14 protein-coding genes are annotated in these 12119 nt (G+C 62.7%); 9 read left to right on the plus strand and 5 right to left on the minus strand.

What is annotated here, in order from left to right; all coding sequences use genetic code 11:
* Together MR825_RS08780 and MR825_RS08785 are read right to left on the minus strand one after the other, a co-directional pair.
* On the minus strand, nt 1-698 hold a 698-nt coding region (locus MR825_RS08780), incomplete at its 3' end, for a V0D/AC39 family V-type ATPase subunit (RefSeq protein WP_287880236.1).
* Complete coding sequence (locus tag MR825_RS08785; RefSeq protein WP_256176440.1) at nt 695-1018, minus strand: hypothetical protein; 324 nt, start codon at nt 1016-1018, stop codon at nt 695-697. The genes MR825_RS08780 and MR825_RS08785, both read right to left, overlap by 4 nt.
* 290 nt (nt 1019-1308) lie before the next feature.
* Between MR825_RS08785 and MR825_RS08790 the strand changes: the two genes are divergently transcribed.
* The 8 genes from MR825_RS08790 to MR825_RS08825 all read left to right on the plus strand — a co-directional run bounded on the left by MR825_RS08790 (nt 1309) and on the right by MR825_RS08825 (nt 9303).
* Nucleotides 1309-1788 carry an Lrp/AsnC family transcriptional regulator gene (locus MR825_RS08790; protein ID WP_256176441.1) on the plus strand — a complete coding sequence of 160 codons (480 nt, stop codon included), beginning with the start codon at nt 1309-1311 and terminating at the stop codon, nt 1786-1788.
* A complete protein-coding gene (locus MR825_RS08795) occupies nt 1785-2972 on the plus strand; it encodes a pyridoxal phosphate-dependent aminotransferase (RefSeq protein ID WP_186907941.1) in 1188 nt (395 codons plus the stop codon). Before MR825_RS08790 ends, MR825_RS08795 begins: the two co-directional genes overlap by 4 nt.
* Nucleotides 2973-3008: 36 nt before the next feature.
* Nucleotides 3009-3611 (plus strand): bifunctional phosphoserine phosphatase/homoserine phosphotransferase ThrH, encoded by a 603-nt coding sequence (gene thrH / locus MR825_RS08800; protein WP_186907940.1) that lies wholly within the window; start codon nt 3009-3011, stop codon nt 3609-3611.
* A 23-nt stretch (nt 3612-3634) separates the two neighbouring features.
* The gene (locus MR825_RS08805) at nt 3635-4915 is read left to right on the plus strand and encodes a DUF1015 domain-containing protein (protein WP_186907939.1); all 1281 of its coding nucleotides are present in this window, start codon (nt 3635-3637) and stop codon (nt 4913-4915) included.
* A gap of 25 nt (nt 4916-4940) precedes the next feature.
* Nucleotides 4941-5813, plus strand: a complete 873-nt coding sequence (ispE, locus tag MR825_RS08810; protein ID WP_186907938.1) for a 4-(cytidine 5'-diphospho)-2-C-methyl-D-erythritol kinase — start codon at nt 4941-4943, stop codon at nt 5811-5813.
* Between the two features lie 71 nt (nt 5814-5884).
* Nucleotides 5885-6532, plus strand: coding sequence for a stage II sporulation protein R (spoIIR, locus tag MR825_RS08815; RefSeq protein WP_256176442.1), 648 nt, complete (start codon nt 5885-5887; stop codon nt 6530-6532).
* 304 nt (nt 6533-6836) lie between these two features.
* Nucleotides 6837-7760: a magnesium transporter CorA family protein gene (locus MR825_RS08820; protein ID WP_243204773.1), complete on the plus strand. Its 924-nt coding sequence runs from the start codon at nt 6837-6839 to the stop codon at nt 7758-7760.
* Between the two features lie 178 nt (nt 7761-7938).
* A complete protein-coding gene (locus MR825_RS08825; protein WP_256176444.1) occupies nt 7939-9303 on the plus strand; it encodes a citrate/2-methylcitrate synthase in 1365 nt (454 codons plus the stop codon).
* Between the two features lie 77 nt (nt 9304-9380).
* On the opposite strand, the gene MR825_RS08830 is transcribed toward MR825_RS08825, so the two are convergent.
* From MR825_RS08830 to MR825_RS08840, 3 genes are all read right to left on the minus strand, one after another.
* On the minus strand, nt 9381-11015 hold the full coding sequence (locus MR825_RS08830) for a hypothetical protein (protein ID WP_186907935.1): 1635 nt from the start codon (nt 11013-11015) through the stop codon (nt 9381-9383).
* Nucleotides 11008-11493: an RNA polymerase sigma factor gene (locus tag MR825_RS08835; protein ID WP_186907934.1), complete on the minus strand. Its 486-nt coding sequence runs from the start codon at nt 11491-11493 to the stop codon at nt 11008-11010. Before MR825_RS08835 ends, MR825_RS08830 begins: the two co-directional genes overlap by 8 nt.
* Before the next feature lie 75 nt (nt 11494-11568).
* A complete protein-coding gene (locus MR825_RS08840) occupies nt 11569-11715 on the minus strand; it encodes a hypothetical protein (RefSeq protein ID WP_256176446.1) in 147 nt (48 codons plus the stop codon).
* Nucleotides 11716-11969: 254 nt separating this feature from the next.
* Between MR825_RS08840 and MR825_RS14470 the strand changes: the two genes are divergently transcribed.
* Nucleotides 11970-12119: ParA family protein (locus tag MR825_RS14470; protein WP_441328113.1), on the plus strand; the 150-nt coding region annotated here is incomplete at its 3' end.

A 12119-nucleotide genomic window follows, 5' to 3' on the forward strand; every position in this document is an offset into this window, starting at 1 on the left:
GGGAAATAGGTCTTCAGCCGCAGCACATGCATCAGGTTCAAAAGGTCGATCTGCTCCCCGAAGGAGCGCAGCAGAACCTGCCGGGTATCGCCGCCGTACTGCTTGCGGACGATGCGCAGCATGTGGGCAAAATAGGCCGAACGCAGCAGAGACTCGCACACCGTGTAGTCCGGCAGGGGAGCACCCGGCGCGGGACGCAGGTGGAGCAGCGTGGGCGCGTAGATGCTCCCGCGGGCGGCGTCCAGGATGGCGTCGTAGCTGCGGGCGGCCTCCAGCGCGCGGTAGTCCACCTTCCCCCGGAGCACGATGGGGGAGGGGGGCGGCATGCCCTTGGCGTATTTGCCGGTGCGCAGCCGCCGGAGGGCGTTGAGCAGCGCCTGGTATTCCGCGATGCGGACGCGGAAGTCCATCAGAGCGCGGTCCTGCCGGGGCACGAAGTGGCTCAGGCTCAGGTATTCCAGCCGCAGCTCGTTCCAGAGGGCGGCCTCCACCTCCACCCGGCCCACATAGTCCCACCCGGCGGTGGAGAGCACGCCGGAGGCCCGGCTCCAGCTGGGGTGGGCGCGCAGGTACTCCAGCACCTCCGCCTCGCTTTTGAAAGCGGCCATGTGCTGAAAGTCCTCCAGACGCAGCCGCTTGCCGTACAGCGCCTTTACTTTGGCCGCCAGGGCGCCGTATTGGGCTTGTCCCCCGGTCACGGCTCTGTGCCCACGATCATGGAGAACAGGGTGTCCACCCAGCGCTCCTTATTTTTTTCGTAGGAGGACTCCACGGCGCTGAGGGCCTCTTCCAGCTTTTGATCCCACCGCTGGATCGACTCGGCCGCCGCAGCCTGCTCCTCCTGTTCCACCAGGCTCAGGCGGTGGCGGGCCCGCTCCAGATAGGATTCCCGCATGCGGGCAAGATCTCCGTCCAGGTCCTCCTGGAGGTGGGACTCCTTCTCCTTGGCCTGCTGCACCAGTGCCCTGGCGTTGTGCTCCGCCGCTACGATCCGGCTGATCATATCCGCGTATTCCATACCGAACACCTCCGAAGCATGCGAAAGTTTGGAACCGTCCCAAACGCCGGAAGAACGCGCGGTACGGTTCCGGGAGACATTATCATATCACTCCTGTTTTCGGTTTTCTACGGGAAATATAGACTAAGATTCCCAAAGATACGGCTTGTTCTTTCAGCGGAGTTTGTGCAGGAAGGATGAGTTTGAATTGCTCTATTGTAATCGGCTGCGCAGTCGTATATAATAAAATCTAATTAGGCTCATTATAGAGGTACGATCATGATGGAAACGAATCAGCAGGAGGGATGGCAATGAAAAAGTTGCTCCAGCTTTTGGAAGACGATTGCACGCTGACCACCGGACAGCTTGCATCCATGGCCGGCATGACGGAAGAAGAAGTCAAGGCGGCGATCCGGAAGTATGAAGAAGAGAAGGTCATTTTGGGCTATAAGGCCATCGTGGACTGGGACCGGACCGACCGGGAGTCGGTCACCGCACTCATCGAGGTGAAGGTGACCCCACAGCGGGGCGAGGGCTTTGACCGGGTGGCCGAGCGCATCTACCAGTACGACGAGGTGGAGAGCGTCTACCTCATGAGCGGCGCCTACGACCTGACCGTCATCATTTCCGGCCGTACCCTGAAGGAGGTCGCCCAGTTCGTGGGGGAGCGCCTGTCCACCCTGGAGGATGTGACCGGGACCGCCACCCACTTCATTCTTCACAAATACAAAGAAAAGCACCTGATTTTTGAGAAGCAGGAGCAGCAGGCGAAGGAGTGGATCTTCTCATGAACTACGATACGCTTCTGTCCGAACGCATCAAGGACGTAAAGCCCTCCGGCATCCGCCGGTTTTTCGATATTCTGGAGGAGATGAAAGACGCCATCTCTCTGGGCATCGGGGAGCCGGATTTTGTTACCCCCTGGCACATCCGGGACGCCGGGATCTACTCCCTGGAAAAGGGCTTCACCAAGTACACCGGAAACGCCGGTATGGCCGAGCTGCGCCGGGAAATTGCGGCCTACCTGAACCGCCGCTTCGACCTGCAGTATGATTTTGCCAAACAGATCATTGTCACCGTGGGCGGAAGCGAGGCCATCGACCTGACGCTGCGCTGCCTGCTCAACCCGGGGGACGAGGTCATCGTGCCGGTGCCTTCCTTTGTGTGCTACGGCCCGCTGACCTCCATGGCGGGCGGAACGCCGGTGTATCTGGAACTGAAGGCGGAGCACGAGTTCCGCCTTACCGCCGAAGCGCTCAAAAGCGCCATCACGCCCCGCACCAAGCTGTTGGTGCTCCCGTTCCCCTGCAACCCCACCGGCGGCATCATGGAGCGGGCGGACCTGGAGGCGGTGGCCCAGGTGCTGGAGGGCACCGATATCATGGTCCTCTCCGACGAGATCTACGCCGAGCTGACCTACGGCCAGCACCACGTCTCCCCGGCCAACCTGCCCCAGCTGAAAGACCGCACCATCGTGGTCAACGGCTTCTCCAAATCCCACGCCATGACCGGCTGGCGCATGGGCTATGTGTGCGGCCCGGCCGAGATCATCCAGCAGATGCTCAAGCTCCACCAGTTCGGCATTATGTCCGCCCCCACGGTGAGCCAGTATGCCGCCATTGAGGCCATGCGCAACGGCGACAGGGATATCGAGGCCATGCGGGACGAGTACGACGGCCGCCGCCGCTATCTGGTGGAGGGCCTGCGCCGCATCGGCCTGCCCTGCTTCGAACCCAAGGGGGCCTTCTATGTGTTCCCGGATATCCGGAGCACGGGGCTGTCCTCCGATGACTTCTGCGAGCGCTTTTTGATGGAAGAGAAGGTGGCCGTGATCGCCGGCTCCGCCTTCGGAGCCGGGGGCGAGGGCTTCGTCCGCTGCTGCTATGCCACCAGTATGAAGGACATTGCCGAGGCGCTGACCCGCATGGACAACTTCCTGACCAACCTGAAAAAGAAGCAGGCGCGGGAGGAGTAACGCCCCGTCATACGATCAAAACAGGAGGAAACACGAATGTACATTACTTGTCTGGATATGGAGGGCGTACTGGTGCCCGAGATCTGGATCGCATTTGCCCAGGCCAGCGGGATCCCCGAGCTCAAGCGCACCACCCGGGACGAGCCCGACTACAACAAGCTGATGCAGTACCGCCTGAACATCCTCCGGGAGCATCGCCTGGGCCTGAAGGAGATCCAGCAGACCATCGCCGGCATCGATCCGCTGCCCGGCGCGAAGGAGTTTTTAGACGAGCTGCGCACACTGACCCAGGTCATTATTCTCAGCGATACCTTTGAGCAGTTTGCCAAGCCCCTGATGAAAAAGCTGGACTGGCCCACCATCTTCTGCAATACGCTGGAGGTGGCCGGCGACGGGAGCATCACCGGTTTTCGGATGCGCTGCCCCCAGTCCAAGCTGACGACCGTGCGGGCGCTGCAGTCCATCGGGTATGAGACCATCGCCAGCGGGGACAGCTACAACGATCTGGGGATGATCCAGGCCAGTAAGGCGGGTTTCCTGTTCAAGAGCACCGACAAGATCAAGGCGGACCACCCAGAGCTGCCCGCCTACGAGACCTTCGACGAGCTTCTGGCCGCCATCAAAGCGGCGATGGACTAACGCTGCAAAGGCGGGTGAGGAACATGACACAGCAATTTGACGGCCTGGCGTTTTCCCCGGCGGATGTCCTGCTGCCCCAGAACTGTGCTTACGGGAAATGGTCCGTGGTGGCCTGCGACCAGTATACCTCTCAGCCGGAGTATTGGCAGCGGGTGGAGGAAACCGTGGGCGCCGCGCCGTCCGCCCTGCGGCTCATCCTGCCGGAGAGCTGCCTGGACGGGCCCAATGTGGAGACCGACATCGTGGAGGTAAACAACACCATGACCCGCTATCTGCGGGAGGGCTGCTTCAGAGAACTGCCCGAAAGCCTGATCTACGTGGAGCGGCGGCTCTCCAACGGGCGCCTGCGCCGGGGCCTGGTGGGCAAGGTGGATCTGGAGCAGTACGACTATGAGCCCGGCGCCGCCGCCCAGGTGCGCGCCACCGAGGGCACGGTCCTCTCCCGCATCCCGCCCCGCGTGGCGGTGCGGAAAAACGCCCCTTTGGAGCTGCCCCACGTGATGCTGCTCACCGACGATCCGGACAAAACGGTGATCGAGCCCCTGACGGCACGGAAGGGGGACTTCGAGGCGCTCTATGACTTCGAATTGATGGAGCACGGCGGCCGCGTGTCCGGCTGGAGACTGGACCGGGCCGCGGCGGAACAGGTGGCCGCCGCCCTGCGCGCACTGGCCGACCCGGCCGCCTTCAACGCCCGCTACGGCACGCAGGACGAGCCGGTGCTTCTCTTTGCCGTGGGAGACGGCAACCACTCTCTGGCCACCGCAAAGGAATGCTACGAGCGGCAGAAGCGCCTGACCAGCCCGGACCAGTGGACGGACCTGCCCGCCCGCTACGCCCTGTGTGAGCTGGTGAACCTCCACGACGCTTCCCTGGAGTTCGAGCCCATCCACCGTGTGGCCTTCGGCGTGGAGCCGGAGGCGCTGCTGGAAGCGCTGCTGGAGGCGTACCCCGGCGCCTATTCGGGCGAGGGGGAGGGCCATGTGCTGCGCTATGTCCACGCCGACGGCTGCGGAGCCGTTACCGTGCCCCATCCTCAGGCCCAACTGGAGGTGGGCACGCTTCAGAGCTTCCTGGACGAGTACACCCGCCTGCATGGGGGCCGCGTCGACTACATCCACGGCGCCGGCGTGACGCGGGAGCTCTCCCTCAAGCCGGGCAACCTCGGCTTCCTGCTGCCCGCCATGGGCAAGCAGCAGCTGTTTCCCACCGTGATCCATGACGGGGTCCTCCCCCGCAAAACCTTCTCCATGGGGGAGGCCCACGACAAGCGCTTCTATCTGGAAGCGCGGAAGATCCGCTGATCGCAAAGGAAGAAGGCGTTTTTCCATGGCAGTGCTGGAAGTGCGGGCCTATGCCAAGCTGAATCTCGCGCTGGATGTGCTGGGCCGCCGGGCGGACGGATATCACGAGATGCGCATGGTGATGCAGAGCGTGACCCTGTCCGACCGCATCCGGCTGGAGACCGGTACCGGCAGGCCCCTGCGCATGACGACCGATCTGGGCTTTTTGCCCTCCAATGAAAAGAATCTGGCGGCGGTGGCCGCCCTGCGCCTGTGCGAGGCGGCGGGCGTGTCCTCCGAGGGGCTGGCCATCGACCTGTGGAAGACCATTCCGGTATGCGCTGGGCTGGCCGGGGGCAGCGCCGACGCCGCCGCCGTGCTGCGGGGCCTCAACCGCCTGATGAGGCTGGGCCTGTCTTCCGCGGAGCTGGCGGAGATCGGCGCTCGGGTGGGGTCCGACGTGCCCTATTGCGTCCGGGGCGGCACCGCCCTGGCGGAGGGACGGGGGGAACGGCTCACGCCGCTGCCGCCGCTGCCCCGCTGTCATGTGGTTTTGTGCAAGCCGGCGTTTTCCGTTTCCACGCCGGACCTGTTCGAGCGCATCGACGGCGTGCGCCTGCGCCGCCGTCCGGATACCCTGGGCCTGCTGGGCGCGCTGGAAGCGGGCGACCTGGCGGGCGTGGCCCGGCGGATGTACAACGTATTTGAGGACGCCCTTCCCCCGCGCCGTGCGGGAGAGATCGGGGAGATCCGGAACAGCCTGATCCAGTATGGCGCCCTGGGGGCCAGCATGAGCGGGACCGGCCCCACCGTTTTCGGCCTGTTCCGAGACGCATCCGCCGCCCGACACGCCTGTTCCGCCCTGCGGGAGACCTATCGGGAGACCTTTTTGGCGCAGGGATTGGAACCGGTCGAATGATTGCGGTATAAAAAACAAAAATGCCGTCCACAATGTAGCTGCTGTAATACTACATAATGGACGGTGTTTTTATGCAACGAAAACAGAATCGAAAGCTGCGCCGGTGGGAACTGGCCCTGCTGCTGGGGGTGGCGGTCGCCGCTCTGGCCGGAGTATGGCTGGACGGCCAGCAGTCCGCCCTGGCGGACAAGGTGATCCGCCTGCACGTGATCGCCCATTCCGACTCCCCGGAGGATCAGGCCCTCAAGCTCCAGGTCCGGGACCGTATCCTGGCGGAGAGCGGGGAGCTGCTGTCCGGCGGAGCCACCCTGGAGCAGGCGCGCGCCGCTCTTCAGGACAGCCTGGCCGAGTTGGCCGGGATCGGAGCCGAGGCGGTGGGGGAGGCGGGCTATTCCTATCCGGTGACCGCCTCCCTGGAGGACGGGGTGTGGTTCCCCACCAAGCAGTATCCCGATTTCGCCCTTCCGGCGGGGCGGTATACCGCCCTGCGCCTGGTCATCGGGGACGGGGGCGGACAGAACTGGTGGTGCGTGGTCTTTCCGCCCCTCTGCCTGGGCTCTGTGACGGAGACCGCGGCGCAGGCCGCCGCAGAGGGCGGCTTTTCCCAGGAGGAGATCGCGCTGCTTACCGGCGAGGAGGGCGGTTACGTGGTCAAATTCAAGGCCATCGAGCTCTGGGAGCAGCTGCGCGGCTGGCTGGAGGAACGCTCGTCCGCCTGACAAGCTTTTTACTTGCAATCTGGAGCGGACGGGCTTATAATATAAAAAGCGCGAATCCGAACGAAACATGCTGAAGGAGTGATATGCGCCGTGAGCAGCGACCCTTTGAGTCGAGAATGTCAGTTACCCAGCGCGGCGCTTTGGCCCTGCGGCTGAGCGGCTTTGCCGTTTTGCCCCGCACGCCCTTGTCGCCGCTGTGTCCGCGTGGGGAGGGATACTTTCCCACCGGACGGCAAAGACTAGAGACGCGCGGGGATTTTTGTGCCCGTTTTCGGGCCCGCGCGCCGGGAAAGGCGTGATTTTTTTGCTCTCCATCCACAAGACGATCAACGGAAAAATGACCCGGCTGGACGGGATCCAGGACGGATGCTGGGTCAACCTGACCTATCCCAGCGAAGACGAGCTGACCACCGTGGCCGCCACCCTGAACGTGGACCCCGCGTTCCTGCGGGCGGCCCTGGACGAAGAGGAGACCTCCCGTATCGATACCGAGGAGGGGCAGACCCTGATCATCATCGACCTGCCCGCCGTGGAGAAGGACGACGCGGTGGTGTATTCCACGCTCCCGCTGGGCATCATCGTCACCGACAAGCACATCATCACCGTCTGCCTGAAGGAATCCTCCATCCTGAAGGACATGCAGGACGGCCTGGTGCGGGGCGCCGAGACCCAAAAGCGCACCAGCTTTATCCTCCACATGCTTTTGCAGGTGGCCAAGCGCTACCTGCAATATCTGAAGCAGATCGACAAGATCTACAATTACATGGAGCGCCAGCTCTATAAATCCCAGCGCAATAAGGAGCTGATCCAGCTGCTGGACCTGGAGAAGTCCCTGGTCTATTTCAACACTTCTCTGAAGGCCAACGAGGTCACCCTGGAGAAGATCCTCCGGGGCCGCATCGTTACCCTTTATGAGGAGGATCATGACCTGCTGGAGGACGTGCTGATCGAGGTGCGCCAGGCCATCGAGATGGCCAACATCTATTCCTCCATCATTTCCGGCATGATGGACGCGTTTGCCTCCGTCATCTCCAATAACCTGAACGTGATCATGAAGGTGCTCACGTCCATCACCATCCTGCTGACCATCCCCAACATTGTTTTCGGCTTCTACGGGATGAACGTCGCCGGGCTGCCCCTGGACCAGTTCTGGTGGTTCCCGCTGGTGGTGGCCGCGGCGGTGATTGTGGCGGTGGCGGTCATTCTGAAAAAGAAAGACCTGTTTTGACGAAGCGTGCCGAAAGATGCAGGATGAGCTCCTGCATCTTTCTTTTTTATACGAAACTTTACGGAAGTATTCATACTCTGGTAACAATTGTGTGTTAATCTTTTAGCAATACGCACAGGATCCAATGGGAACCGGCCGGGCGGCAGACGCCGGGCCCACAAAAGAATGGAGGCATCGAATGGCAAGTAACCCCAACTATTGTGATGTGACGCCTGAGATCGAGGCGCTGGCCGCTCTGGCTCTGGAGAACAGCTGTATTGACCCGGAGGATTACGTCCGCTACGATGTCAAGCGCGGGCTGCGGGACCTGAATGGAAAGGGCGTGCTGGCCGGATTGACCGAGGTCTCGGACATCGTGGCCAAAAAGATCGTAGACGGGCAGGAGCTGCCCTGCGACGGCAAGCTCTATTACCGGGGCATCGACGTGGAACAGCTGGTGGGACAGGCCCTGAAGGAGGGGCGCTTCGGGTTTGAGGAGACCGCCTACCTGTTGCTGCTGGGCCGCCTGCCCAAGGCCGCGGAGCTGGAGGATTTCCGGCGCCAGCTGTCCTATTATCGCTCTCTGCCCAACAATTTTGTGCGGGACGTGATCCTGAAGGCGCCCAGCCAGGATATCATGAACTCCCTGGCCCGCAGCGTGCTCAACCTGGCCTCCTACGACGACCGGTGCGACGACATCTCCCTGCCCAACGTCATGCGCCAATGCGTGCAGCTGACCGCCCTGTTCCCCATGCTCAGCGTGTATGGCTATCAGGCGTATAACTATAAAAGCGGCAGCTCCCTGTACATCCATGCCCCCAGGCCGGAGCTGTCCACCGCGGAAAACATCCTTTCCCTGCTCCGGGCCGACTCCTCCTACTCCTTCTGGGAGGCCCACGTGCTGGATATCTGCATGATCCTCCACGCCGAGCATGGCGGCGGCAATAACTCCACCTTTACCACCCACGTGGTCACCTCCTCGGGGACGGATACCTATTCCTGCATGGCGGCCGCCCTGGCCTCTTTGAAAGGACCCAAGCACGGCGGCGCCAACATCAAGGTCATCCGCATGTTTGAGGATATGAAGGAGACCGTCCGGGACTGGAAGGACGAGGACGAAGTGCGCCATTACCTCCAGGCCCTGCTGGACAAGCAGGCCTTCGACAAGGCGGGACTCATTTACGGCATGGGGCACGCGGTGTATTCCCTGTCCGACCCCCGGGCCAATATCCTGCGCTCCTTTGTGGAGAAGCTCTCCCGGGAGAAGGGGCGCAATGAGGAGTACGAGCTTTATTCCCTGGTGGAGCGGCTGGGGCCGGAGATCATCTCCGGCGAGCGGAAGATGTACAAGGGCGTCTCCGCCAACGTGGACTTTTACTCCGGGTTTGTTTACCATATGCTGGACCTGCCGCTGGAGCTGTATACCCCGCTGTTCGCCATGGCCCGCATCGCGGGCTGGAGCGCTCACCGCATCGAGGAGCTCATCAACATGAGCAAGATCATCCGGCCCGGCTACAAATACGTCGGCACCCATCAGCCTTATGTGCCTATGGCCCAGCGCTGAATTTGACCCAAACGCCCGGCCCCATCCGATCGGATGGGGCCGGGCGTTTTCCTGTGCCGCAGGCAGGTGCCGCGCCGTTATGACGGGGCCCGCCGTACCTCCAGATAGTAATGCTCCGCCTCCGGGTCCAGCACGACCTGGTCGATGCCGTGCTCCAGGTCGAAACCGAAATTCTGCCGGACGATCTCCACGGACCGGGCGCCGCACAGCCGGGCGCTCTGACTGGAAAAGGTCAGCGCAGAGCCCAGCTGCGTCACCAGGTCGTACCCGTAGACGCCCTGGTTTTCCGTATGGGCGCAGTAATAGTCGAAGCTGCCCGCCTTGCGGAAGCTGGCTTCTGCCGTGACGGTCTCCCCGGGGGGGATCGTGAGCGGAACTTCCAGATAAAAAACCCGGTCCACCGATTCCACGTCCAGCTCCTCCAGCCAGCCGGCGTCGTACCGCTCCGCCGGAGCGTCGGAGAGCGCGCCGTAAGAGGCGAGAAAGTCCCGGAGCAGGCCGTAATAGAGCTCGAAATCCACCCCCTCCAGCCGTTCCTGACGCTCCCGGTACATCAGCTGCGCCGTCTCCCGCAGAACGGTGTCCAGATCGGTTTCGTACCGGGAGACCGTCACCCCGGCCTCCACGGTCTCCTCCGTATCCCAGCCGCCGGTGACATAGCCCTGGGTGGTCAGGCCGCTGATATCCTCGCCCAGGATGATGAGGTAACAGGGCGTGCCGTACCCGGCCTCTCCGGGCTCCCGGATGGAAAAGCCCTGCCCCATGACGCCGTTTTCCCGGTCGAACCGGCCGGAGTGGAAGCCGTAGGAGAGCACCGTGGTCTGTTTGTAGTCCAGCGCAAAGGTCGCCCGGATGGAGGGATTGGGAACGTCCTCGTTCGCCTCCGGGCCCCAGGGGTCGGTAAAGCGATAGACCGTGACCGGTATGCCGCTGAGGTCCGGCCCGTCCCCCAGGGCCTGCGCCAGATAGGAACCGTCGGAGAGCAGGGCCTTGTAATCTTCCCAGCTGTCCAGCTGGTCCAGATTGAGGCTTCCCGCTGTTTCGGCGGTGATCAGGTCGGCTCCCAGGGCGCCCTGGAAGCCGCCGGAATAGCCGCCGGAACGGAGCGTGGCCTCCGCCGGGACGCCGTCCACCGTCAGCGTGGGGGTTTGAGCGCTCAGGTGCTGCAGCTGTCCCACAAAGGGATAGAGCAGCGTGACGGTCTGCGCCTGCTGGGTGGAATTGGTCAGCACGTAAGCGTCGTGCACCAGAAGGTCGGTGGAGGACTCGTAGCGCCCGCCGTCCGGAAACCACTCGTTATAGTCGTCCAGCACCTGCCGGCGCCCGGCCTCGGTCAGCTCCGTGCGGGAGGCGGCCTCCTCCTGGTTGGAGATCCACGTTCGATCCCAGAGGGAGAAGTCCAAAGTGATCTCCCGCCCGGCGGACAGCTCCGCGCCGTCCAGGACGGTCAGGGGGAACACCGGCCCGGCGTAGGACAGAAAGACGCTGCTGCCCTCCTCGTGGCCGCCGCCCGCGCTGGAGCCGCCCAAACCGCCGTTTTGGAGCAGGAGGAACCCGCCCGCGCCGATCAGGACCACGGCCGCGCAGGCGCACAGGGGCAGCCAGTGCCGCCGGGGCCGCCGGACCTGTCCGGGCAGGGCCCCAATGCGCTCCCGCAGCGCTTGCGGACACCGCAGATCATCCACCTGAGCGATATAGTCGCGCTTATCCATCCTCAAAGCCTCCGATCATACGCTGCTTCAGCGCCTTACGCCCCCGGGCGAGCCAGGTGAGCACCGTGCTGCGGCCCGTCCCCAGCAGCGCGCCGATCTCCGCGGCGGTATATCCCTCGTAGTAGTGCAGGTAGATGGCGTTGCGGTACTGCGCAGGAAGGGCGCGCACCTCCTCCAGCACGGAGTCCTCCGGGCGCTGGGGCGCTTCCAGCGCGTCGGAAAGGGCCACCTCGTTCCGGCGCCTGGCCCGGTGGAGGTTTTTGCACCGGTTGATGGTCACACGGATAAGCCACGCCTTGAGATGTTCGCCGTCGCCGAAGGCCTTGCCGGAGCGGAGCAGGGCCTCGAAGACCTCCTGCGTCACATCCTCGGCGTCGCCGGGGGTGGGCGCGTTGTGGACGGCGACGCGGTATACGGTATCCAGATAGTGCTCGTATGCGTAGGAGAACGAGGCGTCCCCTTTGAGCTTGGCGGCCATGGCGCACTCTCCCTTCTGCCCTTAACACACCGGAGGGGGCCGGATGATTGCATCTATCTTATCTTTTTTTGCCCGTTATTTCAAGGCGTCGGCCACCCGGTCCAGCGTGGCGGCGTGGGTCTGGTCCAAAAGGTGGGTGTAGATCTTGCCGGTGGTGGCGGGGGTGGAGTGCCCCAGGGCGCGGCCAATGTCGAACAGGGGCGCGCCCTGGGCGGAGGCCACGGTGGCAAAGGTGTGCCCTTACGGTATAATTACGACAAACCGGAAAAGCCCCGTAGAATCAAGGGTTTTGAGGTTTTCAGTCTGGTTTTTTCATCCTTTTCCAAACCGAAAAATCATACTGAAATAAGTCGAATTATAGGGGGTGTTTCATTAACGACAAATGAATAGCAGAAAGGAACTCAAAGCCTTTTGATTTCAAGCACAGTAGAATATTGGATTTAGGCGAAGCCGTCACTTGTTTCGAGTGGCGGCTTTTGTCATTTCCAGGACTGCTGTGCAGGCACATGACAACACCAATCAGAAATGAGGTGAAGTCATTGAACACGCAAATCATCGCCATCGCCAACCAGAAAGGCGGCGTTGGCAAGACAACCACCTGCGCGAACCTGGGGATTGGGCTGGCG

The sequence above is a fragment of the Lawsonibacter sp. genome, from assembly GCF_022777125.1.
GTDB classification, from domain to species: Bacteria; Bacillota; Clostridia; order Oscillospirales; family Oscillospiraceae; genus Lawsonibacter_A; species Lawsonibacter_A hominis.

Excerpts from the sequence above, each read along its gene's own strand:
- MR825_RS08785 (WP_256176440.1), bottom strand. The coding sequence starts at position 1,018 with ATGGAATACGCGGATATGATCAGCCGGATCGTAGCGGCGGAGCACAAC.
- MR825_RS08790 (WP_256176441.1), top strand. The coding sequence starts at position 1,309 with ATGAAAAAGTTGCTCCAGCTTTTGGAAGACGATTGCACGCTGACCACC.
- MR825_RS08795 (WP_186907941.1), top strand. The coding sequence starts at position 1,785 with ATGAACTACGATACGCTTCTGTCCGAACGCATCAAGGACGTAAAGCCC.
- thrH (WP_186907940.1), top strand. The coding sequence starts at position 3,009 with ATGTACATTACTTGTCTGGATATGGAGGGCGTACTGGTGCCCGAGATC.
- MR825_RS08805 (WP_186907939.1), top strand. The coding sequence starts at position 3,635 with ATGACACAGCAATTTGACGGCCTGGCGTTTTCCCCGGCGGATGTCCTG.
- ispE (WP_186907938.1), top strand. The coding sequence starts at position 4,941 with ATGGCAGTGCTGGAAGTGCGGGCCTATGCCAAGCTGAATCTCGCGCTG.
- spoIIR (WP_256176442.1), top strand. The coding sequence starts at position 5,885 with ATGCAACGAAAACAGAATCGAAAGCTGCGCCGGTGGGAACTGGCCCTG.
- MR825_RS08825 (WP_256176444.1), top strand. The coding sequence starts at position 7,939 with ATGGCAAGTAACCCCAACTATTGTGATGTGACGCCTGAGATCGAGGCG.
- MR825_RS08830 (WP_186907935.1), bottom strand. The coding sequence starts at position 11,015 with ATGGATAAGCGCGACTATATCGCTCAGGTGGATGATCTGCGGTGTCCG.
- MR825_RS08835 (WP_186907934.1), bottom strand. The coding sequence starts at position 11,493 with ATGGCCGCCAAGCTCAAAGGGGACGCCTCGTTCTCCTACGCATACGAG.